We start from the raw sequence: 22,119 nt of genomic DNA on the forward strand, positions 1-22,119 counted from the left end.
TCGAAGTCAGGATTCGACGCGCAATCTTACCGTAGAGTAAGATCGACATTTACCCTGTGGTTGGAGGAAGCATGGCCGGCGGTACCAAGCGACTGCCACGCGCAGTGCGTGAGCAGCAGATGCTCGACGCGGCTGTGGACGTGTTCTCCGACAGGGGGTTTCACGAAACTTCGATGGACACCATCGCAGCCAAGGCCGAGATCTCGAAGCCGATGCTGTACCTGTACTACGGCTCGAAGGAAGAGTTGTTCGCGGCGTGCATTCATCGTGAAGGGCTCCGCTTCCTCGAGGCCCTCGCCCCGGCCGGCGCGCCGAACCTGACTCCGCGTGAACAATTGCGCGCCGCTCTCGAGGGCTTCCTCGGGTTCGTGGGCGCAAACCGCAAGTCGTGGATGGTGCTCTACCGTCAGGCCGTCGGGCAGCAGGCTTTTGCGGGAACCGTGCAGTCCAGCCGCGATCGGTTGATCGAGTTGACCGCGCATCTGCTCGAGTCCAGCACCAAGGATCCTGATGCCGCGCACGATTACGGGATCATCGCCATCGCGCTCGTCGGCGCAGGTGAGGCGGTAGCGGACCGGGTTGCGGGTGGGGAAATCGAAGTGGATGCCGCAGCGGATCTACTCGAATCCCTCGCGTGGCGCGGTCTGTCGGGCAAGAAGAAGTCCGAATAGCTCTCAAACCAATCTGAGCGAACGTACCTTTCAGCGCATCCAAGGCGCCGAAAGGTACGTTCGCTCAATTGGGGCGGGTGGGAACCCGACAAAACTCAGGTCAGCGCAGCGTCGCAGTGACGTGCGGGTAACCCTTCTTCGGGTGGCGCAGTGACAGATCCCAGCCGTCGTCGGTGCGATCAGCGTAGGCATTCAGCGTCGCCGGTAGCAGAATCGGCTTCCCGAAACGCACGCTGTAGGTGACCTTGTCCGCGACGGACCCCTCGACGGTCCGCAGAACTGCCGCGGCACTCCACATTCCGTGAGCAATGGTCTTCGGGAAACCGAAAGCCTTCGCGCCCAGAGACGAGACGTGAATCGGATTACGGTCGCCGGAGACAGCGGCGTACTTGCTGATCGTGGTCTGGTCGACGCGGATGGTGCTCATCGGCATCGGGGGGACCTCGTCGGCCTTGGGCTCCGGACCGGGCTGGCCGGACAGGGAGGTCTTCTGCTGGTTCAGGAAGCTCGAGGTCTGTCGCCAGACCAGTTCCCGTCCCACCCGAATTTCGGTGATCACGTCGATCAGCAGGCCCTTGCGGTGCTCACGCAGGTTCTCGGCATGCACCGAGAGGTCCAGCGGTTCGCTGACGGAGATGGGCCGCAGCGATTCGATGACGTTCTCGGCGTGAACGGAGCCGACGGCGGCGAAGGGGAAGTCCTTCGACACCATCAGCTTCATCACGGTCGGGAAGGCCAAGGTGAAGGGGTACGTGATCGGCAGAGTGTCGCCGAACCGCAGTCCGGTCACGCGGCAGTACGCCGCCAGATTGTCGGTGTCGACCTTCAATCCGGTGAGGGTGAAGGTCTGCTGTGGCACCGAGCGCGAGTTGGACTTGTTCCACGGCAACAATCCCAGTACCGCGCGGGAGTAGATGTCGAGGGTCTTCGGCTGCTCGGTGAGCGCGACGGTCTTTGTTGCCATCATGCGCCCAGGAGGCTCTGGCCGCAGACGCGAACGACCTGTCCCGTAACGGCATTGGAGGCCGGGCTGGCGAAGTATGCGACGGTCTCGGCGACGTCGACGGTCTCGCCGCCCTGCAGGAGCGAGCTCATGCGGCGGCCGGCTTCGCGGGTGGCGAAGGGGATGGCTGCGGTCATGGCGGTCTCGATGAAGCCCGGTGCGACGGCGTTGATGGTGATGTTCTTCTTCGCCAGGACGGGAGCTTCGGCGTGTACGAGGCCGATGACGCCGGCCTTGGAGGTGCCGTAGTTGGTCTGCCCGCGGTTGCCCGCGATGCCGGCGATGGAGGAGACGTCGACGACGCGGCCGCCTTCCTTGAGAGCGCCCTTCTCGACGAGGTGCTCGGTGATCTTCTGCGGTGCAAGAAGATTGACGTTCATGACCATGTTCCAGCGGCCCTCGTCCATGTTGGCGAGGGTCTTGTCGCGGGTGATGCCGGCGTTGTGGACGATGATGTCCGCTCCACCGTGACGCTCGAGGAGGTGAGCTGCGAGGACCTCGGCTGCGTCGGCTGCCGTGACGTCGAGGGCGAGGGACGTGCCGCCGACCTTGTTCGCGGTCTCGGACAGCGCTTCGCCGGCGGCCGGGATGTCAGCGCAGACGACGTGCGCGCCGTCGCGGGCCAGGACCTCGGCGATGGTGGCGCCGATACCGCGGGCTGCGCCGGTGACGACGGCAACCTTGCCTTCGAGCGGCTTGTCCCAGCTTGTGGGCGCGACGGAATCTTCAGCGCCGACGACGATGACCTGGCCGTCGACGAAGGCGGACTTTGCCGAAAGGAGAAAGCGCAGAGTCGATTCCACGCCGGAGAGTCCGGTGGATGCCTTGGGGGAGACGTAGACCAGCTGAGCGGTGGAGCCGCGCTTGATCTCCTTGCCGACGCTGCGGGTGAAGCCTTCCAGAGCGCGCTGCGCGACATGCTCGTCGACGCTCGACGTTTCTTCCGGCGTCGTGCCGAGAACGACGACGCGAGCCGACGGTGCGAGGTTGCGGATCACGGGCTGGAAGAACTCGAACAGCTGCTCGAGCTCGCTGACCTGAGTGATTCCGGTGGCGTCGAACACGAGTCCACCGAAGCTGCTGTCGTGTGCCTGAGCCGCCGGGTAGTCGGAGAGCAGTACGCGAAGTGGTTCTGCGAGTCGACCCTTGCCGCCGATGAGGACAGGTCCGGCGAGTGCGGGTTCTCCTGCTTTGTATCGACGCAGGTTCTCGGGCCTGGGCAGGCCGGCCTTCGACGCGATGAATGCGCCGGGGGCGGACGAGAGGAACTGTGAATAGAGGTCGGGAGCTCCCTTGCTGGCTGCCACGGTCCTACCTTCTGTTGTGTTTCGGGTTGTCTCTCACCGGGCAATCGAAAGAATGCGGCGATAGACAAGTAACTTACTACTGAGTAAGAATAGTCTTCAACAGGTAATCGCACCATCCTTGGAGACGCAAGTGACAAGCAAAGCCCGTTCAAATGCAAAGCCCGCCGCACCGCGCACTGCACCGGCCGCAGCCGCTGCAAATTCTGCAGGTCAGCGCCGTCCGGTTGCGATCGTCGGCGGAAATCGCATTCCGTTCGCACGCTCGGACAAGGCGTACGCACAGGCGTCCAACCAGGACATGTTCACTGCGACGCTCGACGGTCTGGTGAGCCGATTCAATCTGCAGGGCGAGAAGCTCGGCATGGTCGTCGGCGGTGCGGTGCTCAAGCACAGCCGTGATTTCAATCTCATTCGCGAGTCCGTTCTCGGCAGCGCGCTGAGCCCGTACACGTCGGCGTACGACCTTCAGCAGGCGTGTGGCACGGGACTGCAGTCGATCATCGCCGTCGGCGACGCCATTTCGGCCGGCCGCATCGATTCGGGCATCGGCGGCGGCACGGACACCACGTCCGACGCCCCGATCGGCGTCAACGATCAGGCGCGCGAGCTCCTGCTCTCCCTCAATCGCGCGAAGTCCACGGGCGACCGCATCAAGCTGCTCGGCAACGTCCGTGCGGGCATGCTCGGCCTGGAAATTCCGCGCAACGGCGAGCCTCGCACCGGCAAGTCGATGGGTGACCACGCTGCGATCACCGCCAAGGAATTCGGCATCAAGCGCGAGGACCAGGACGAACTTGCCGCTGCCAGCCACAAGAACATGGCAGCTGCCTACGACCGCGGCTTCTTCGACGACCTCGTCACCCCGTTCCTCGGCCTGACCCGCGACGACAACCTCCGTCCCGGTTCGAACGTCGAGAAGCTGTCGACGCTCAAGCCCGTCTTCGGTACCAAGCTCGGCGACGCGACGATGACGGCAGGCAACTCGACGCCGCTCACCGACGGCGCTTCTGCAGTGCTCCTCTCCACCGACGAGTGGGCAGCCGAGCGCAATCTTCCGGTTCTGGCGCACCTCGTCGATTCCGAAACCGCTGCCGTCGACTACGTCCACGGCAAAGACGGGTTGCTCATGGCTCCCACGTACGCGATCCCGCGTTTGCTGGCCCGCAACGGTCTGACCTTGCAGGACTTCGATTACTACGAGATCCACGAAGCCTTCGCTTCGGTGGTTCTGGCAACCCTGCAGGCCTTCGAGTCGGACGAGTACTGCAAGGAACGCCTCGGCCTCGACGGCGCATTGGGATCGATCGACCGAAGCAAGCTCAATGTCAACGGATCGTCCTTGGCTGCAGGTCACCCGTTCGCGGCGACCGGCGGACGTATTGTGGCTTCCCTCGCAAAGATGCTCGCGGAGAAGGGTTCGGGCCGCGGCCTGATCTCGATCTGTGCGGCCGGTGGCCAGGGTGTCACGGCGATCATCGAGCGGTAACCGCTCCACAATCTCCCCATGCGACTGAAAACTGCGCTCACCTGCAGTGATCGTCGCGAGGGGATGCGTAATCGGGGATCCGGCCACGAGGGGTGGCCGGATCCCCGAACTCTTTGCAAACTTTTTCGCGCAGGCGTGTAACGCTGCAGAATAGCTACCGATATTCATGACAGCCCCGTGTTGCTGCCTGACCCCCGACCTGGCAGCAGCGCGGGGCTCTCGTATGTCCGGATATCCTGTATTGAGTTGTCGGTGAGCGCCGCAGCGACGGTTGATGCAGCGAGGAGCCAACAGGTGAGTGACGAAGAGGGTCCGTCCGTCGAGAAGACGAACAGCGAGGACTCGTCCCTCCCGGAACAGGAACTCGAGTCGGTCGAGGAACCTCAGGCGGTCGAAGAGACCGAGTCGGTCGAGGAACCCCAGTCGGTCGAGGAACCCGAGGCCCCTGAGGACACTGAGGCCGTTGTCGAGGCTGAATCAGTAGAACCGGAACCAGCCGAAGCACCAAGGCCTGTCGACGAAGAAGCAAGCGATTCCACGGAAGCGACAGTCGACGAATCGGCAAACGAGGTCACCACCGTCATCCCTGTCGTCCCAGCGGAGGACGCACCGCCGACGGAAGTAGTCAACTCGGCTCCGGCGACAGAAGCCATCGACGAGCAGACAGAGCAGTTCGAGCCCCCGGCAGTGGTGGTTCCCCCGAAGCCGCCGCGTCCCGAGTTCGTGCAGCAGTACGACACCCAGCAACTCGAACCCATCCAGCAGCAGTACGAGCCTGTTGTCCGAGAACCAGAGGTAGTTGCACCCCCGGCGCCGCAACAACCGGTGGCGCCCGCTTCGCAGTCTTCCCGCAAGTGGGTCAAACCGGCGATAGCAGTCGGCGCCATCTTTGCCGTCGCAGCGATTGCCTACGGAGTGGACATCTTCACCTCGTCCGGGAAGACACCACGCGGCACTCAGGTCGCCGGGGTGGACATCGGTGATCTCACGCCCGCCGACGCGGAGGCCACGCTGCGCGCCCAACTCGGCCCGAGGCTCGTCGAACCGGTAGCGGTACATGCAGGCGGCGTCGACTCCGAGATCGTTCCCTCGTCTGCGGGTGTGGACGTCGACTGGTCGGCGACGCTGTCGGGCGTGAACGCTCAGCCCATCAACCCGATCACCCGCATCACGTCGTTCTTCGGCTCCCGCGAGGTGCCCGTGGTGTCGGCAATCGACCAGGGTGCGTTGGATGCGTCGATGGCGCAGCTCGCGGCGAACAGCGATCGTGCGCCCGTCGAAGGTGCAGTCGTGTTCGAGAACGGGAAGGCGACTGGTGTTTCGCCCGCTCCCGGTCAGGCGCTCGAAACGCAGCAGGCGGGTTCGACCTTCGCCGCTGAATGGTCCGATGGTGGCGTCGTCGATCTTCCGGTCGACGAGGTTCCGGTGACGGTCACTCAGGCCGGTGTCGATCGTGCGCTGCAGGAGATCGCTATTCCAGCTGTCTCGGGTGACGTCGTGGTCAACGGCCGTGACGGCAAGGTCGCGACACTCGGCGTCGATCAGATCGGCGAGGTTCTGACCTTCACGCCCGACGGCTCGGGTGGGCTGACTCCGCAGTACAACACGGATGCTGCGATCAAGATTCTGACTCCGCAGTTGGCGTCGACGGAAGTACAACCCAAGGACGCGTCGTTCACCTTCGCCGGTGGCAAACCGTCGGTTGTGCCCGGTGTCGTCGGTGATCTGATCAACTGGCCGGACACGGTCAAGGAACTTCCGGTTCTGTTGGGCAGCACGGCTTCTCGGGCAACGCCCGCCGTGTACGGACCGGTCCCGCCGGCGTTGACCACCGAAGCCGCGGAGGCACTCGGCATCAACGAGGTGATCGGCGAATTCACTACCGGTGGTTTCGAATACGCGTCTGGTGTGAACATCGGCCTGGCCGCGTCGGAGATCGACGGGGCCGTGATCAAGCCCGGTGACACGTTCTCGCTCAACGAGTACACGGGCCCGCGCGGTGCGGCGCAGGGATACATCGAGTCGGGGATCATCAACAACGGTCGCCCGGACAAGGCTGTCGGCGGCGGTATCAGCCAGCTCGCGACGACGCTCTACAACGCGACGTATTTCGCAGGTATGGAGGACGTCGCGCACACCGAGCACAGTTACTACATCTCGCGGTACCCCGAGGCTCGTGAGGCGACCATCTTCGATGGTGCGATCGACCTGCAGTTCCGTAATCCGGCGAAGACCGGCGTGATGATCGAGACGATTGCGACGTCGTCGAACATCACAGTTCGGATCTGGGGAACCAAAACCGTCGATGTCACGTCGACGACCGGCCCGCGTACGTCGCCGACGTCGCCGAACACCGTGACGTTGCCGGAGGGGCCTGGTTGTGTGGCTTCGAGCGGTGCACCCGGGTTCACGGTCAGCGACACTCGCGTGATCACCGACCACGCGAGTGGCGCCGAGATTTCCTCGAACACCCGAACCGTCAAGTACGACCCGGTGCCGATCGTGAAGTGCGAGTAGGGGATTACTTGCCGACGAGTGGGCCGAGGGTGCGGCCCGCAAGGTCGACGATGCCTGGCTCTTCGCCGTTGGTGATCAGGTTGATCACGACGCCGTCGATGCCGTGGTCGAGGATGCGCGTCTGAACCTGCTCGGCGACGTCGTCCGGGCTGCCGACGAAATGGCGTTCGGTGGCCTTGGCGACCACGTCTTCCGGCGCCGTGGTGATGTCGAGGCCACGCTCCGCGAGAAACGTTCGCTGATGGGCGCGAGCCTTGTCGCCGTCCTCGTCGATCATCATGAACGTGAGGAAGCTGGTCTCGAGGGTTGCGGGATCGCGACCGGCTTCGTCGCAGCGTGCCGCAAGTGCTTCCATCTTGCGCGGCAGTTCCGACGGGTCGCAGATGATGTTGAGGTGATCCGCAAAGCGAGCGGCGAGGCCGAACGTCTTTTTCTCACCGCCACCGCCCAGCAGGATCGGCAGGTCGTCGCGGACGCGAGGCTCGTTGATGGCGTCCTTGACGTGGTACCACTTGCCGTCGAAGGTGGGGCGATCACCGCGGAGCATCGGCGCGATGATCTGCAGTGCTTCGTCGAGTTTCTGGAAGCGCTCGGTGAACGTTCCGAACTCGTATCCGAACGAATTGTGTTCGAGTTCGAACCAACCGGCGCCGATGCCCAGGATGGCCCGACCGCCGCTCACCACGTCGAGGGTGGTGACGGTCTTGGCGAGCATGGGCGGATTGCGGTAGGTGTTTCCCGTGACCAGTGCAGACAACTGGATGGTCTCGGTGGCCGTCGCCAGCGCGGAGAGCGCCGAGTAGGCCTCGAGCATCGGGGCGTCCGGCGCTCCGATTCCGGGGAGTTGGTAGAAGTGATCCATCACGAATGCAGTGTCGAAGCCTGCGGCTTCGGCTTCGCGGGCCTGCGCTATGACGGTGGGGAAGAGGTCCTTGACCGGACCGCCGTAGCTGAAGTTGGGCATCTGGTATCCGAGGCGAGTGCTCACCGTTTCGACGTTACTCGCGATCGGTTGACCTGGCACGATTTTACCAACTCTATGGATTCCGTTGTGCTGGGCAGACTTCCGGAAGTCAGAGAAGTTCTTCGGCCGCGTCGCGTCGCTTGGCGCGCTGCTGGTGAAGCTTTACGCCTAGTGCGGCTGCCGTGGCGCCGAGGAGTGCGCCGACTCCAGCGCCGGCCCAAGTCGCGATTCCGTCGCCCGGATGAGCTACGAGTTGGGCGACGACGCCGATCAATGCGATCAGATAGACGGACCCAGCCACGAGAGATCGGGGTTGGAGACCCTTCATGCTTGCGTAGACGTCGACGTCATGGGCCTGCGCGTAGCGGAGCACCACCATCGAACAGACAAACCATCCGATGACCAGACCCAATGAAATCCATGCGCCGGTGCGTCCGGCAACCCACGGCAGAATTGCCGCTGCGATCAACGTGATCCAGTAGGCGAATTGGAACCCCACGGCCGAGGCTTCGTTCCAGACGTCGCGCTGACGCTCGTCCTTGTAGAAGTCGTCGTCCAGATCTCCGACGAACCGCATTGCCTTCATCATGGTGCTCATGCCGTCTCCTCTGGAATTTCTGTGGTGAGTTCCGATTCGGGTAAGGGGAAGAGCGCTTCGACGGTGGTCCCCAGCGCCAGGGCCAGGCGAAGTGCCAGGTAGACACTCGGTGCATAGTCACCGCGTTCGACTGAGACGATGCTCTGTCTGCTCACCTGACCTGCCGTGGCCAGTTGCGCCTGGGTGAGGCCGGCGAGGCGTCGGTGCTCCCGCACGTTGTTGTCGCCAGCCTTTCCAGTCATGCAAAAAGTAAAGAATACTTGTCACTAGATGTCAAGTTTGCTTGTCATATGAGAGGCTGAAGAGCATGCGTGAACGATTTCTCGAGATCGCCTTGGCCAATCCGGTGGTCGCAACGATCGTGGATCGTGCGCCGAAGCTGGGATTGCCGGAGTGGTACCTGACGGCGGGTGGGCTCTTCCAAACCGTCTGGAATCACATCGACGGCCGTGACCTCGGCGCCGGAATCAAGGACTACGACCTCTTCTATTTCGACGCCGGCGATCTGAGCTACGACGCGGAGGACTGTGTGATTCGTTCGGCGGCAGAACTGTTCGCCGATGTGGATGCCGATGTCGAAGTACGCAACGAAGCCCGCGTGCACCTGTGGTACGAGCAGCATTTCGGGATTCCCGGCGTTCCGTTCACCAGTTGCTGCGACGCTATCGACCACTTCGCTTCCACAACTTGCTGTTTCGGGATCACCAAGTCTGCGGGCGGCACTGTGGACGTGTATGCCCCGCACGGATACGACGATCTTTTCGACATGATCGTCCGTCCCAACCCGGTGCTGGCACCGAGAGAGGTTTACGAGGCCAAGGCGGCACGGTGGCGCAGGGAATGGCCTGCGCTGACCGTGGAGCCTTGGCCGGAGACCCTGACCTAGACTTCGATCGGCGGATGCAGCCTGTCCATGGTCCATTGCCGATTTCGGCGTGCAGCAAGTGAACTGGCGCCGAGTGAGGCGACGAGAAGGCCGCCGAGGACGGCGATCGAGACCCACAGTCTCGAGTCGATACCGCCGACGGTGAGTTGTCGTAGCCCGTTCACCGCGTAGGTCATCGGGTCGAAGGGGTGGATGATCTGGAACGGTTTCGCGGTGGTTTCGACGGGATAGATGCCGCCGGCCGAAACCAGTTGCAGCATCAGGAACGCCAGGGTGATGACGCGTCCGACGGAGACTCCGAAGATGGCGTTGAATGCCTGGATCAACGCCATGTACGTGGCAGTGATGAGCATCAGGAATCCGACGGTGCCGAGGGCGTGTGTGGGGTGCAGGCCGACGGCGAAGTGCACGACTAGGTACATCACGATCACCTGGCAGATGCCGATGAGCAATGCCGGCCAGTACGAGGCGAGGACCACTCGCAGCGCGCCGAGTCCGTTTGCGATGGGCCGGTTCTGGAGCGGCTTGAGCAGCATCCAGGTGATGATGCCGCCCACGAACAGCGCGAGAGGCAGGAAGAACGGAGCAAAACCGGTTCCGAACGTGCTTGCCCGGTTCTCGTACGTCTCCTGTAGTTCGACCGGGCTGGAGAGGGTTTGAGCGGTTGCGGTTCGCTGCTGATCGCTCCAACTGGGGACCTGACCGGCGCCCTCGGTGAGTTTGGTCGCGAGTTCGGCAGACCCGGCACGGAGTTGCTCGGTGCCGTCTGCGAGTTTGGCTGCACCATCGGAGAGTTGAACGCTTCCGTCGGTGAGTTGAACCAGTCCACTACTGAGGGTTTGAGCGCCGTCGTTGACTTGCTGACCGCCGTCACGCAGCTGTACCAGGCCGTTGCGGAGTTCACCACCGCCGTTGGCCGCGGCGCTGAGCCCGGCTCGGAAGGTGCTCGACGGATCGTCGAGTTGGTAGGCGAGTTGTTGTGCACCGCTCTTGAGTTCGCCCAGTTGGCCCATGGTCGCTTCACCGAAACCCTGAGTGCGCAGCATGTCCTGGGCAGGCGCGAGGGCATTGGCGATCTGTTGGCTGACGGGATCCGGGTTCAGTCGAAGGCTGGCCACTGCCTGCCCGACCAGCTGTGCGACGTCTGCTTGTGTGTTCCCGAGGACACTCAGTTGGTCGACGACCTGGGTGACGCCACCACTGAGTTGGCTTGCGCCGTCGCCAAGTTGGACGGCTCCGAGATCGAGCTGCCCCAGACCGTCGGTCAGTGCGAGGACGCCGTCCGTGGCGGTGTTGATGCCAGTCGAGAGTTGCGCTGTACCGCCGGCAAGAGTGGCTGCACCGTCACGTGCGGTAACCATGTTGTCGGCCAGAGTTTTCGAGCCCGACGCCAATTCGCCGGCTCCGGCGTTGGCAGTGTTCACTCCGGCCGAGAGCTGGAGCGCTCCGTCGGCGGCCTGCTTCAAACCAGCACCTGCATCGGTCAATCCGACCAGAACTGTCTCGACGGACTGCGCGCCGATCTTGTCGCTGACCTGACTGAGGACCTGCTGGGCGGCGTTTTGGCCGATGATGGTGCCGAGGTAGTTGTTGACGTCGTTGAAGGTGAACTGCAACTGAGCTTTGTGGGGGTCCTTGGTCGTCGGGGAGGCGACGGCCTCGCTGAAATTCTCAGGCAATGTGAGAGAGAAGTAGTACGTGCCGTCCGATACTCCCTGAGCGGCTTCCTGCTGCGAGACCAGGTGGAGATCGAGCTCACCGGAATCGAGCAGCGCTTGGCTTACCTCGTCGCCCGCGTTGAGCTCCTGACCCTGCACCATCGCGCCGCGGTCGGTGTTGACCAGCGCGACGGGGACCTTGTTGACCTCACCGAACGGATTCCAGAACGCCCACAGGTACATCGCGCCGTACAGCAGTGGCATCAAGATGATGGTGACGAGTGCGATCCTGGGCATCGCGCCGCGGGAGAACCGCTTGAGTTCGGTTCCGAGAGACATTCCAGCGAGCATCGCGGTTACCTCGCCCCTTCTTGGTCGGGATTGGTGACTTCTTGGAGCAGGGTGACGGCATCGATGGGTGATCCGTCTGGCAGCGGGTTGACGGTCGACGCGATGATGGTCTGGTAGCTCCCCATCTCGACGAGTCGCTCGACGAGGTACGCACGTTCGGAGTCGCGCCGCACTTGTTCGAGATCGTCGACGACAAGCAGGGCCGGCTTTTTCGTGTTCGCGACGGCGATACGCAGCAGGATCGCCTCGAGTTCCCCGAGATCGCTGACGTACCGGCCGAGCGCAGGTAACGGATGATCGCCGAAGACGGGAGCGCACACCGCTTCGAGTTCGCGGTCTCCGGCGCGTCCGATGAGCTTGTACCAGGGCGCATCCCAGCGAATTTGTTCGGTGATCAGATCGCGGACGGTGACGGATTCGGCAAGCTCGTCGATGTCCTCGAACCCGGCGACCCCGGCGATCTCGAAGATCTCGCGGGGACGCGTTCGACCGAAGACGGACAGTGAGCCGGAACTGGCTTTCATTCGTCCGCTGAGTGTCAGAAGTAAGGACGTACGTCCTGAACCGGCCGAGCCTTCGAGGATGGTCACACCGCCCGCACGAATCTCGAGATTGACGGGTCCGAACACCGGCCCCCATGGGCCGTCGAGCGCCAAGTCCGTGGCGGTCAATGCCAGGTCAGGGGCGTAATCGGGTTGTGCGTGCTCTGGTGCGACCACGATGATCACCTGTCTGTTGATCTACTCGGCCTGCGAAAGAACCGAGTGCTGGTTCAGTGGACGTTCGTGCTCACCCAATCACATCGGTAGCGGGCGAGCGGTCCCAGGAATGGGATGTGTCGGACACGTTCGACAACTTGAAGACCGAACGGTATGTATTCTGTTGGAAACGGAACGGGGGAGTCGAGGTGCCGGTTCGTAGACGCGGTATGTGTGCGTTACTGGTCATGGCCACCCTGTCGGTTGTCTCCTGTGCCGGTGAGCGCGAGTCGCCCCCGTTCGTGTCGAGCGAGAGGCTTTTCGAGTTCACCGGTCGCAATGTCGGACCCGTGACCGTTCCGCCCTTGCCTTCCGATCGGCACGAGTCCGAAGCAGCGCCGTACGGAGCCATCACCCTGTCCGGTGGGTGGAGCGGCGCAGCCAATGTCTCGCTGCCCGGATCCGTCACGTGTTTCGAGCACAACTGGGCGGATTCGCTGCCCGCCGGTCACCGCCAGTGGGCCTACGAGGTGCACACCAGTTCCTTTTACGAGTACGACGGCGGCGGCGAGTATCCGGGACGTGATTTCCAGTTGCAGGTCTACGTGAACGAAAAACCGGAACCAGGTCAGCACGGGTCGGCGATCATGAAGTTCTCGGATCAGAGCGGACAGTTCGTGTCCTTCGGGGGCGGTGACGACAAGTCCATCGAAATCGTCAGTTCTCCGGACCGCAGGCGCGTGGCGCTTTCCCTGGTGGGAAGGGCGGCACGGCCCGGCGAACAACCGACGACGTCCGTACTGTCCGCACAGATCAGTTGTCCGACCGTCGAGCGCAGATGACCTCGGATTCCATGGACTGCTGAGCATGAAAATGCCGGCCCCGAAACGTTCTCGGGACCGGCACTTTTCATGAATCAGGAACGAATCAGAATGCTGCTTCGTCGATCTCCATGATGTCGTTCTCGGTGTTCGCGATGATCTCGCGTGAAGCGGTGAGCTCGGGCAGGACGTTCTTGGCGAAGAAGGAAGCGATGGCGACCTTGCCCTCGTAGAAGCCCTTGTCCTTGTCGGAAGCGCCGTTGTCGAGTGCTGCGAGAGCGATCTCGGACTGGCGGAGCAGCTGCCAGCCGATGAGCAGGTCGCCGACGGACATCAGGAAGCGGACGGAGCCGAGGCCGACCTTGTACAGCTCGGTGGGCTGCTCCTGAGCTCCCATGAGGAAGCCGGTGAGCGTGGCGGCCATGGCCTGGACGTCTTCGAGTGCGGTGGCGAGCAGTGCGCGCTCCGCCTTCAGACGACCGTTGCCGGCTTCGCTGTCGATGAAGGTCTTGATCTGTCCGGCAACGTGAGCGAGCGCGACGCCGCGGTCACGAGCGATCTTGCGGAAGAAGAAGTCCTGAGCCTGGATGGCCGTCGTGCCTTCGTACAGCGAGTCGATCTTGGAGTCGCGGATGTACTGCTCGATCGGGTAGTCCTGCAGGAAGCCGGAGCCACCGAGGGTCTGCAGGCTGTCCGTCAGGTACTGGTACGCACGCTCGGAGCCGACGCCCTTGACGATCGGGAGCAGCAGGTCGTTGACGCGGAACGCGGTGTCCTTGTCTGCGCCCGAGACGAGCTGGGCGACAACCTCGTCCTGGTGAGCTGCGGTGTAGAGGTACACCGCGCGCAGGCCTTCGGCGTATGCCTTCTGCATTGCCAGGCTACGACGCACGTCGGGGTGGTGCGTGATGGTCACGCGCGGTGCTGCCTTGTTGGTCATCTGGGTCAGGTCTGCGCCCTGCACGCGCTGCTTGGCGTAATCGAGAGCGTTGAGGTAACCGGTGGAGAGGGTGGCGATTGCCTTGGTGCCGACCATCATTCGAGCGTGCTCGATGACGTCGAACATCTGGGCGATGCCGTTGTGGACCTCGCCGACCAGCCAGCCCTGTGCGGGGATGCCGTGGCCGCCGAAGGTGACCTCACATGTGGCGGAGACCTTCAGGCCCATCTTGTGCTCGACGTTGGTGACGAAGACACCGTTACGCTCGCCGAACTCTTCGGTCTCGAAGTTGAAGTGCGTCTTCGGGACGAAGAACAGGCTCAGGCCCTTGGTGCCCGGTCCGGCACCTTCGGGGCGAGCGAGAACGAGGTGGAAGATGTTCTCGAACAGGTCGTCCGAGTCGGCCGAGGTGATGAAGCGCTTGACGCCCTCGATGTGCCAGGAGCCGTCGTCCTGCTTGATCGCCTTGGTGCGTCCGGCACCGACGTCGGAGCCGGCGTCGGGCTCGGTGAGGACCATCGTGGCGCCCCATCCGCGTTCGACGATGGTGGCTGCCCACTTCTTCTGCTCTTCGGTGCCGTTGTTGAACAGCACGTCCGCGAAGGCGGGTCCGGCCTGGTACATGTGCGCTGCAGGCTGTGCGCCCAGGATCAGCTCACCGATGGCCCACACGACGGAGCGGGGAACCGGCACGCCGCCGACCTCTTCGCTCAATCCCATGCGGTACCACTCGGCATCCCACAGAGCCTTGAACGACTTCTTGAAGGATTCCGGAAGTGCAACGGTGTGCGTCTCGGGATCGAAGACAGGGGGGTTGCGGTCCGCATCGGCGAAAGATTCGCCAAGCGGTCCCTCGGCCAGGCGTGCGACCTCTGCCAGCATGTTGCGGACAGTGTCGGCATCCAGGTCGCCCCAAGCGCCTTCGCTCAGTGGCTTCTCCAGTCCGAGAACCTCGAAGAGGTTGAACTCCAGGTCCCGAACGTTGCTCTTGTAATGGCCCATGTCTTCTGCTTCTCCCAGTGAGGTGGTGCGGTCCAGCACTCCTAGTACCGCCCGAAGTTTATTACTCGTCGGTAACTTAATACATGTTACTAGCCGTTCTTTGCATTGCCAACACCGGATTTGCGTCCGATGACAAGCGCGTCGACCGCGATTCCCGTTTCGGTGTGCCTGTGGGGATTTCCGGCGATCTCGAACTCGAGCTTTCCGCGGAACTCCTGCATCAATTCTTCTGGTGTGTAAAGGATTTCGGGATCTTGTGGCCCGCCGACGCCGTAGTCGATGTTGCTTCGGTCGTGACCCAAAATCATGAGGATTCCGTCAGGTTTCAGAGAATTTATGGCACGGTTCACAACCAGGGTGCGTTGTGGTGCGGGCAGATGAAGGTAAAGAAGCAGGGCCAAGTCGTATCCCTGCTCGTTCCTCGAGGCGTAATCCGCGACGGTGACGTCGCCGCATCGGTAGTCGAGCCGGTCGAGAACCGATCGGGGTGAGCGGGCCGCGATCGTGCGGGCTTTCTCGATCGCGACGGCCGAGTAGTCGATGCCGGTGACCTCCCAACCGCGAGTCGCGAGCCACAACGCGTTACGACCCTCGCCGCACGCCAGGTCCAGTGCCTGGCCGTGGGGGAGGGCCGTCGCGTATTCCACCAGCAATTCGTTGGGAGGAGCGCCCCAGACGAGCTCGGTTTCTTCGTACTTCTTGTCCCAGGCCGCCGCATCCATAGATGACGACGGTAGTGCCACTCAGTGGTTACGCACTCCGTCCATCGGGTTCTTGCGTAGAGCGGTGCGCGTCGGGATCGCGATGGAGACAAATCCCAGAACAGCGGTCACCGCGACGATGGAACCGTAAATCGCCGGTGAAATCGCCGGGATCGGCTGCCCGGACACCGCTACGGCAATGCCCATCAGAGGCGGCAGGGCGATCAGTGATCCGACCACGACGGCGATTCCCACCACCATCAACGACTCGATGCGCATCATTGCTCGGACCTGCCTCGTCCGCGAGCCCACCAGTTGAAGGAGCGCGAACTCGCGGGAACGCTCGGCAGTGGCGGCGACCAGGGTGTTCACGACTGCGACTGCGAGATAGCCGAGCAGGACGAGGACGGCGAGGATGCTGACCCACGACTGCATACGACGCTGATCTTCGCCCGCGGCCCCGAACTGGTCCTGGTTCATCGCGGCGATCGAGGGGAACGAGCGCAACGACTGCTGGACTTCGGCCGACCGTCCGGGTTCGGCAGCAACCAGAACGGTGTCGATCAGAGCGTCGGTGGAGTGCTGACGCAAAGTCTCGATCGGCATGGTCACGTCCCCGAATCCGAGGCCGCGACCATATTTTGCGACGACCATGGGATGTACCAGTGTTCCGTCACCCAGATAGAGGTCGACGCGCTGGCCTACCTTGGCTCCGAGGGTGAAGGCGCCGTCTTCGCTCACGGCAACGGTATCGCCGGTCAGAGCGCTGAGGTCGCCCTCGGTCACCGCGAGATCGAGGGTCGCGTCGGCGCTGGCGGCGTCGATGCCCTGGGCCGCGATCGCGCTGTCGGCTGAGCCGCCTTCCTCTCCGCTGGGTACCGGGAGGACTTGACTGCGGACCACCGGGTTTGCCGCACTCACTCCGGGCACCGATGCGATCGACTCGAGGAGCGAGGGAGCGATACCGGCTGGTGCGCCGACGATCAGGTCGGCGGTGACGCCCTTGATCGACTGGTTGGTCGCCTCGGCGGCGACGGTGCTCTGGCTGAAGAACTGCACCGAGCCGAGCGCGATTGCGAGAGCCAACGGAACAACCGCCGACGAGAGCCGTCTCGAATTGGATTCGGCGTTGGCGGCAGCGAGAACTTTGGACGCCGACCCACTGCGGCGCAGCGGACCACCGATCACCTTGATGATGCCGCGCACCAGCAAGGGGCCGAGCAGCGCGACCGAGAAGATCAACAACAGTGCGCTCGAACCGGCTCCAGCGGCCGCCACGCTGCCGGGCAGGAAAGCAGGGAGGACGCAGGCGCTGAGGCCGGCGGCGCCGAAGATCAGCCCGGTGACGATACGTCCGCGGCTCAGTTTCGCCGGGCCGCTTTCGGATTCGCGAAGCGCTTCGACGGGGTCGAGCTTCGCCGGTCGTCGTGCCGCGATCGCCGCTGCCGCGCGGGCAGTGAGTACGCAGATCAGGAAAGCTGCGATCGCCGGAAGCGGGCTGTAGGCCAGCGCGAAATCGGTGGGCATGACACCGGCGTCGGCGAACTGTGCGCCCAGCACTCGGGCGAGCAGGTATCCGGGCACCGCGCCGAGAGCTGCCGCCGCAGCAGCAACGAGCAGCACTTCACGTCCGATCATGACGTGCACTTGCCGCGTGGTGGCTCCGATTGCCCGCAGCAGAGCGAACTCTCGGCGTCTGGCGTTGATCGAGAGCGACAGCGTGCTGGAAACGACGAACATACTGACCATCAACGCGAGACCGGCAAACGACGCGCAGAGCACGATCAACTGCGTCCGCGCAGCACCGGCGTCGAGGAATTCGATGCCTCCGCGTGCAGTGCCGGTCGAGACCTCCGCACCGGTTCCGGCGAGTGCATCGCGGGCGAGAGCGGCAGCATCCACGCCTTCGGGAGCGATCAATCCGACTGCGGTGACAGCGTGCTGGTGCGGCCACAACCGTTCGGCCTCTGCGTCGTCGAGGAAGACGAGTGCCGGACGGTCGGGTGACGGCACCGAAGCCGAATCAGCTGTGCCGACGACGGTGTACTCGTCCGTTACCGCGCCGTGAGCCAGCGTGATTCGCTCGCCGAGCGCGGCGCCCGTGGTCGAGACCACCTCGTCGCGGCTCTGCGGAGCGCGCCCCTCGGTGAGCGAGTACGGCGCCAATTGTGCTGTGTTCCAAGGATGTCCATCGAGTACGACGCCCTCGGCCGTGCTGACCGGGACGGAGATGTCGGGAACCACCGTGACATCGAGTGCGTCGAGCTTGCGGACCGTATCGCCGGCGAGGAGAACTCGCTCGGCAAAGGGCTGATCGGCGTCTTCCTTGACCTCGAGCGCCTGTGGTGCACTCACGACGGCGTCGGCACCGGCGTAGAGATGTGGTGAGACACCGCCTCGCACTCCCGATTCCAGCAGCACACCCAGACCGCAGGTGAGGAGCGCTGCGCAGAATACGGAGACGAACACGGCGACGAAACCGGAGCGATGCGCTTTCAGGTGCGCAAAGGTGTGCGCTTTCATCATCACCAGTCCCCGAGGTGTGTCATGCGCTCGGCGATCTGCTGCGGGGTCGGGCGGTCGATGTGCCCGACAAGTTTCCCGTCGGCGAGGAACAGCACACGATCGGCGTACGACGCGGCCACCGGGTCGTGCGTGACCATGACGATGGTCTGGTCGAACTCGGCGGCTGTCCGGCGCAACAACTCCAGAACCTGCTTGGCGCTACGGGAGTCGAGGGCGCCGGTCGGTTCGTCGGCAAAGAGTGCGTCGGGGTGGGTGACGAGGGCGCGTGCGATGGCGACGCGTTGCTGCTGACCGCCGGACAACTCGGAGGGTTTGCGCTTTCGGTGTGATCCGAGTCCGACGGATTCGAGGACGAAGGTCAGGTACTGCTTGTCGGCTCGTCGCCCGGCGAGGAGTAGGGGGAGCGTGACGTTCTGCTCGACGTCGAGAGCGCCGAGCAGGTTGTAGGCCTGGAAGACGAAACCGATGTGATCGCGACGGAAGATGCTGCGGGCCTTCGGCTTCAGCTGTGAAATTTCGGTATCGCCCAGCCACACCGATCCGCTGCTCGGTCGGTCGAGGCCCGCGGCGCAGTGCAGGAAAGTGCTCTTACCTGATCCGGACGGGCCCATCACGGCGGTGAAGGTGCTGCGCGGCAGAGTGAGGCTGATGTTGTCGAGGGCGGTCACGGCGCCGCGGCCGTTGCCGTAGACCTTGCTGACCCCTTCGAGTCGCACGGCAGATGTTCGAGCTCCCGTGGCACCATGAGCCGGCGGGGCGAGGACCGAGTGTCGATTCTTCATGGGAAGAACGCTATGGAGATTCGCCATTCGTCGACATCCAGCAGAGTCCCGAATCAATGGTGTAGCCAGCTGTAGTGGATCGTGCGGTGTGGTGCGGCATGCTGGGGCAGTGAAGAAGAGAACCAGGGCTGCGGTGTACGTGCTCGTCGAGGGTGCGGCAGCTGTTGTTTCCCTGTTCTTGCTGATGGTCGGTCTCATTCTGTTGTCGCTCTCGATTCTGATCGTCGGCTGGTTGCTGTTGCCGTCGTACGTGCGAGTGCTCCGGTGGTGGGCCGGCCTGGCTCGCAAACGCACCGCTGCGTACACCGGACGCCCTGTTCTGCAGCGATACCCACCGATGCCCAGCAATCCGACATTCGGGGACTGGAGCCGGTTCCTCACCGATCAGTCGACGAGGCGCGACGCGGCCTGGTTGTCGATTCATGGTCTGGGTGCTTTCGTCGCGGCGATGCTGACCATTGCTCTGCCACTCGGTGCGCTCAATGCGATTGCCGTCCCGCTGTACTGGCAGCAGATGCCCGCGGGCGAACCCGTCAACAACCCGTACCCCGTGACGTCGTGGCTGGGCGCTGCCGGAATGCCGTTGATCGGCATCCTGTACTTCCTGATCGCGTGGTGGTTGATCCCCGCGATGGCGAAATGGATCAGCTGGTCGACCACGACTTTGCTTGCGCCGGATACGCGTTCGGACCTCTCGAAGCGCGTCACCGCCCTGACGGCCAGCCGCGCTGCGGCGCTCGACGCGCATTCGGCCGAACTCAAGCGCATCGAGCGGGATCTGCACGACGGAGCGCAGAACCGTCTGGTCGCGGTGGTGATGATGTTGGGGATGGCCGAGCGGTCGTTGCAGAACAATCCGGACCAGGCTCTGCCACAACTGCATCGGGCCCAAGATGCGGCCACCGAGGCGTTGAGCGAACTCCGGACGTTGGTGCACGACATCTACCCGCCGATCCTCGACGAGTTGGGTCTGGAGGGCGCGATCTCGGCGCTCGCCGGGCGCTCCGCCGTGCCCTGCGTACTCGAGATCGACGAACTCCGCCGTGCCCCGGCTGCCGTCGAGGCTGCTGCGTACTTCGTCGTCGCCGAGGCCTTGACCAACGTCGCAAAACACAGCGGAGCGCGCAGGGTCACCGTCACGGCACGGACGGAGACGTCGGACGACCCGTCGGGTGAGACGATGCTCATCGACGTGATCGACGACGGTCACGGCGGCGCGAACGAACGCCCGGGCGGCGGCGTGGCGGGTATTCGACGCCGGGTCGAGGCTTTCGAAGGAACCGCAGTATTGGAGAGCCCGGAGGGTGGACCGACAACGATGAGGGTGGAACTACCGTGCGGATTCTGATTGCCGAGGACGACGCTCTCCTGCGAGAGGGGCTGGCCCTGCTGCTCCGTGGAGAGGGCTTCGAGGTGTCTGCTGTCTCCGACGCCGCGCAGTTCCTCACGGTGTTCGAGGAGACAACCCCCGACGCCGCGGTGCTCGACGTCCGGATGCCTCCTACTTTCACCAACGAGGGACTTCGAGCGGCGATCGAGGTGCGCAAGCTTCGCCCGGGCTTTCCCGTCCTGGTCCTTTCCGCTTACGTCGAGGATCGCTACGCCGGTGAATTGTTGGCAGGAGGCGCCGGCGGGGTCGGGTACCTGCTCAAGGAACGAGTCGGGAAGGTAGCCGAGTTCGTCGACGCATTGAACCGGGTCGTCGACGGTGGAACGGTGATGGATCCCGAGGTCGTATCCCAACTGATGAGCCGTCGACGCGCCGACGATCCGATCAGATCGCTGACGCCACGCGAGTCCGAGGTTCTCGGACTGATGGCGGAGGGGCTGGGAAATCAGGAAATCGCCAGGAAACTGGTCGTCAGCGACACTGCTGTGAGCAAGCACATAGGAAATATCTTCGCAAAACTCGGCCTGTCGGCTTCCGAAAGCGGGCATCGTCGTGTTTTGGCAGTTCTAGCTCATTTACGCGCCTGATCGTGGATCTGGACTACATACCTGACCGAAGCGTAATGTGAGCCAGCCTCATGTTGTTGCCGTGATCGAACGGTGACCTGAGAGGCAGGGGCTTATGTCCTGTACGTAACGTGTGATGTCGAATGCGCGTCATCACCAGAAACCAACGAGGAGATCGATCAATGGGTAAGCCGATTGCCAGTGTGGCCGGAGGTCGGCAGTCCGTCCTTCTCGGGCTCGGCGTTCACCGCCCGGAGCGAGTCGTGACCAACGACGAGATCTGCGAGCTGATCGATTCCACCGACGAGTGGATCCAGACGCGATCGGGTATCAAGTCGCGCCGGTTCTCCGGCGAAGGTGAAGGCATCCTCGCGATGTCGATCAGCGCGGCGCGTAAAGCACTGGACGTCAGCGGCATTGCCCCTGAGCAGATCGGCGCCGTGATCATCGCGACGTCGACGTGGGACCTGCAGACTCCTCAGGCTGCGTCCATCGTCGCCCACGAGCTCGGCATCAAGGGTCCGGCTGCATTCGACGTCGCGGCAGGCTGCGCCGGTTTCTGTACCGCCCTTGCGGTGGCCAGCGACCTGGTTCGCGGCGGCACGGTTGATCACGTACTCGTCGTCGGCGTCGAGTTGATGAGCGAGGCCACCGAGCCCACCGATCGCAGCGTTCGCTTCATCTTCGGTGACGGCGCAGGCGCAGTTGTCGTCGGCCCGAGCGATACCGTCGGAATCGGCCCGGTCGAGTGGGGTTCGGACGGCAGCCAGTCCGACGCCATCGTTCAGGAGCCGAGCTGGCTCGACTACACCAAGAACCCGACCGGACCTCGTCCGTGGATCAAGATGGCCGGTACCGCGGTGTTCCGCTGGGCTGCCTTCGAGATGGGCAAGGTCGCCACTCGCACCCTGGAGAAGTCGGGGCTGGGTATCGAGGACATCGACGCTTTTGTGCCGCACCAGGCAAACCAGCGCATCAACGAGGTCATCGCTCGCAGCATGAAGCTGCCCGAGGGCTTCCCCGTCTCCAACGACATCGCCGAGACGGGCAACACGTCCGCGGCCTCGATCCCGCTCGCCATGGAGCAGATGCTGCGCGACGGCCAGTGCAAGCCGGGCGACAAGGCATTGCTTCTCGCCTTCGGTGCGGGTCTGTCCTTCGCCGGTCAGGTTGTCGTCATGCCGCCGTTGGCTGGAGCGGAATCCGCCTGATTGTTCCTTACGGAAGGGCGCCTCGAACCCACGGTTCGGGG

The 22,119-nt window shown here is 63.5% G+C and carries 19 protein-coding genes; 8 read left to right on the top strand and 11 right to left on the bottom strand.

Features of this window, described 5'->3' with window-relative positions; genetic code table 11:
• The first annotated feature begins 71 nt into the window (after positions 1–71).
• Positions 72–671: a TetR/AcrR family transcriptional regulator gene (locus tag AOT96_RS15910; RefSeq protein WP_003945885.1), complete on the top strand. Its 600-nt coding sequence runs from the start codon at positions 72–74 to the stop codon at positions 669–671.
• Positions 672–771: 100 nt separating this feature from the next.
• Here AOT96_RS15910 and AOT96_RS15915 read toward each other — a convergent pair whose 3' ends face one another.
• On the bottom strand, positions 772–1,635 hold the full coding sequence (locus tag AOT96_RS15915; protein ID WP_007734551.1) for a MaoC/PaaZ C-terminal domain-containing protein: 864 nt from the start codon (positions 1,633–1,635) through the stop codon (positions 772–774).
• Positions 1,635–2,981 (bottom strand): 3-oxoacyl-ACP reductase, encoded by a 1,347-nt coding sequence (locus AOT96_RS15920; RefSeq protein ID WP_007734554.1) that lies wholly within the window; start codon positions 2,979–2,981, stop codon positions 1,635–1,637. The genes AOT96_RS15915 and AOT96_RS15920 overlap by 1 nt, the downstream gene beginning before the upstream one ends.
• 130 nt (positions 2,982–3,111) lie before the next feature.
• On the opposite strand from AOT96_RS15920, the gene AOT96_RS15925 reads away from it, so the two are divergent.
• Together AOT96_RS15925 and AOT96_RS15930 are read left to right on the top strand one after the other, a co-directional pair.
• Positions 3,112–4,467, top strand: coding sequence for an acetyl-CoA C-acetyltransferase (locus AOT96_RS15925; protein WP_065351999.1), 1,356 nt, complete (start codon positions 3,112–3,114; stop codon positions 4,465–4,467).
• 294 nt (positions 4,468–4,761) lie between these two features.
• Positions 4,762–6,984: a VanW family protein gene (locus AOT96_RS15930; RefSeq protein ID WP_065352000.1), complete on the top strand. Its 2,223-nt coding sequence runs from the start codon at positions 4,762–4,764 to the stop codon at positions 6,982–6,984.
• Positions 6,985–6,988: 4 nt separating this feature from the next.
• On the opposite strand, the gene AOT96_RS15935 is transcribed toward AOT96_RS15930, so the two are convergent.
• From AOT96_RS15935 to AOT96_RS15945, 3 genes are all read right to left on the bottom strand, one after another.
• On the bottom strand, positions 6,989–7,972 hold the full coding sequence (locus AOT96_RS15935; protein ID WP_007734562.1) for an LLM class F420-dependent oxidoreductase: 984 nt from the start codon (positions 7,970–7,972) through the stop codon (positions 6,989–6,991).
• A gap of 85 nt (positions 7,973–8,057) precedes the next feature.
• Positions 8,058–8,546: a hypothetical protein gene (locus AOT96_RS15940; RefSeq protein ID WP_054187986.1), complete on the bottom strand. Its 489-nt coding sequence runs from the start codon at positions 8,544–8,546 to the stop codon at positions 8,058–8,060.
• Positions 8,543–8,788, bottom strand: a complete 246-nt coding sequence (locus AOT96_RS15945) for a helix-turn-helix transcriptional regulator (RefSeq protein WP_007734566.1) — start codon at positions 8,786–8,788, stop codon at positions 8,543–8,545. The genes AOT96_RS15940 and AOT96_RS15945 overlap by 4 nt, the downstream gene beginning before the upstream one ends.
• Before the next feature lie 65 nt (positions 8,789–8,853).
• On the opposite strand from AOT96_RS15945, the gene AOT96_RS15950 reads away from it, so the two are divergent.
• Complete coding sequence (locus tag AOT96_RS15950; RefSeq protein ID WP_042920237.1) at positions 8,854–9,432, top strand: nucleotidyltransferase family protein; 579 nt, start codon at positions 8,854–8,856, stop codon at positions 9,430–9,432.
• Here AOT96_RS15950 and AOT96_RS15955 read toward each other — a convergent pair.
• Together AOT96_RS15955 and AOT96_RS15960 are read right to left on the bottom strand one after the other, a co-directional pair.
• On the bottom strand, positions 9,429–11,441 hold the full coding sequence (locus tag AOT96_RS15955; RefSeq protein ID WP_007734572.1) for a YhgE/Pip domain-containing protein: 2,013 nt from the start codon (positions 11,439–11,441) through the stop codon (positions 9,429–9,431). The two genes, AOT96_RS15950 and AOT96_RS15955, sit on opposite strands and share 4 nt — an antisense overlap.
• A gap of 5 nt (positions 11,442–11,446) precedes the next feature.
• The gene (locus tag AOT96_RS15960; RefSeq protein ID WP_007734574.1) at positions 11,447–12,169 is read right to left on the bottom strand and encodes an ATP-binding cassette domain-containing protein; all 723 of its coding nucleotides are present in this window, start codon (positions 12,167–12,169) and stop codon (positions 11,447–11,449) included.
• Between the two features lie 179 nt (positions 12,170–12,348).
• On the opposite strand from AOT96_RS15960, the gene AOT96_RS15965 reads away from it, so the two are divergent.
• Positions 12,349–12,981, top strand: coding sequence for a hypothetical protein (locus AOT96_RS15965; protein ID WP_230359540.1), 633 nt, complete (start codon positions 12,349–12,351; stop codon positions 12,979–12,981).
• A gap of 85 nt (positions 12,982–13,066) precedes the next feature.
• On the opposite strand, the gene AOT96_RS15970 is transcribed toward AOT96_RS15965, so the two are convergent.
• From AOT96_RS15970 to AOT96_RS15985, 4 genes are all read right to left on the bottom strand, one after another.
• Complete coding sequence (locus AOT96_RS15970) at positions 13,067–14,902, bottom strand: acyl-CoA dehydrogenase (protein WP_007734578.1); 1,836 nt, start codon at positions 14,900–14,902, stop codon at positions 13,067–13,069.
• Between the two features lie 89 nt (positions 14,903–14,991).
• Entirely contained in the window at positions 14,992–15,624 is a 633-nt protein-coding gene (locus AOT96_RS15975) for a class I SAM-dependent methyltransferase (protein WP_058039137.1), read from the bottom strand.
• Positions 15,625–15,645: 21 nt separating this feature from the next.
• The gene (locus AOT96_RS15980; protein ID WP_065352001.1) at positions 15,646–18,129 is read right to left on the bottom strand and encodes an FtsX-like permease family protein; all 2,484 of its coding nucleotides are present in this window, start codon (positions 18,127–18,129) and stop codon (positions 15,646–15,648) included.
• Positions 18,129–18,911 carry an ABC transporter ATP-binding protein gene (locus AOT96_RS15985; protein WP_065352002.1) on the bottom strand — a complete coding sequence of 261 codons (783 nt, stop codon included), beginning with the start codon at positions 18,909–18,911 and terminating at the stop codon, positions 18,129–18,131. Before AOT96_RS15985 ends, AOT96_RS15980 begins: the two co-directional genes overlap by 1 nt.
• A gap of 109 nt (positions 18,912–19,020) precedes the next feature.
• Between AOT96_RS15985 and AOT96_RS15990 the strand changes: the two genes are divergently transcribed.
• The 3 genes from AOT96_RS15990 to AOT96_RS16000 all read left to right on the top strand — a co-directional run bounded on the left by AOT96_RS15990 (position 19,021) and on the right by AOT96_RS16000 (position 22,078).
• Positions 19,021–20,259 (top strand): sensor histidine kinase, encoded by a 1,239-nt coding sequence (locus tag AOT96_RS15990; protein WP_231917215.1) that lies wholly within the window; start codon positions 19,021–19,023, stop codon positions 20,257–20,259.
• Positions 20,247–20,888 carry a response regulator transcription factor gene (locus tag AOT96_RS15995; protein ID WP_042452561.1) on the top strand — a complete coding sequence of 214 codons (642 nt, stop codon included), beginning with the start codon at positions 20,247–20,249 and terminating at the stop codon, positions 20,886–20,888. Before AOT96_RS15990 ends, AOT96_RS15995 begins: the two co-directional genes overlap by 13 nt.
• A gap of 161 nt (positions 20,889–21,049) precedes the next feature.
• On the top strand, positions 21,050–22,078 hold the full coding sequence (locus AOT96_RS16000) for a beta-ketoacyl-ACP synthase III (protein WP_003945837.1): 1,029 nt from the start codon (positions 21,050–21,052) through the stop codon (positions 22,076–22,078).
• Positions 22,079–22,119 lie beyond the last annotated feature (41 nt).

Origin of the sequence: Rhodococcus sp. 008 (genome assembly GCF_001682295.1) — a bacterium.
GTDB lineage: Bacteria > Actinomycetota > Actinomycetes > Mycobacteriales > Mycobacteriaceae > Rhodococcus_F > Rhodococcus_F qingshengii.

What these genes read in the sequence shown, in the direction of transcription:
- AOT96_RS15910 (WP_003945885.1), top strand. Translation starts at nt 72, where the DNA reads ATGGCCGGCGGTACCAAGCGACTGCCACGCGCAGTGCGTGAGCAGCAG.
- AOT96_RS15915 (WP_007734551.1), bottom strand. Translation starts at nt 1,635, where the DNA reads ATGGCAACAAAGACCGTCGCGCTCACCGAGCAGCCGAAGACCCTCGAC.
- AOT96_RS15940 (WP_054187986.1), bottom strand. Translation starts at nt 8,546, where the DNA reads ATGAGCACCATGATGAAGGCAATGCGGTTCGTCGGAGATCTGGACGAC.
- AOT96_RS15945 (WP_007734566.1), bottom strand. Translation starts at nt 8,788, where the DNA reads ATGACTGGAAAGGCTGGCGACAACAACGTGCGGGAGCACCGACGCCTC.
- AOT96_RS15950 (WP_042920237.1), top strand. Translation starts at nt 8,854, where the DNA reads ATGCGTGAACGATTTCTCGAGATCGCCTTGGCCAATCCGGTGGTCGCA.
- AOT96_RS15955 (WP_007734572.1), bottom strand. Translation starts at nt 11,441, where the DNA reads ATGCTCGCTGGAATGTCTCTCGGAACCGAACTCAAGCGGTTCTCCCGC.
- AOT96_RS15970 (WP_007734578.1), bottom strand. Translation starts at nt 14,902, where the DNA reads ATGGGCCATTACAAGAGCAACGTTCGGGACCTGGAGTTCAACCTCTTC.
- AOT96_RS15975 (WP_058039137.1), bottom strand. Translation starts at nt 15,624, where the DNA reads ATGGATGCGGCGGCCTGGGACAAGAAGTACGAAGAAACCGAGCTCGTC.
- AOT96_RS15980 (WP_065352001.1), bottom strand. Translation starts at nt 18,129, where the DNA reads ATGATGAAAGCGCACACCTTTGCGCACCTGAAAGCGCATCGCTCCGGT.
- AOT96_RS15985 (WP_065352002.1), bottom strand. Translation starts at nt 18,911, where the DNA reads ATGAAGAATCGACACTCGGTCCTCGCCCCGCCGGCTCATGGTGCCACG.
- AOT96_RS16000 (WP_003945837.1), top strand. Translation starts at nt 21,050, where the DNA reads ATGGGTAAGCCGATTGCCAGTGTGGCCGGAGGTCGGCAGTCCGTCCTT.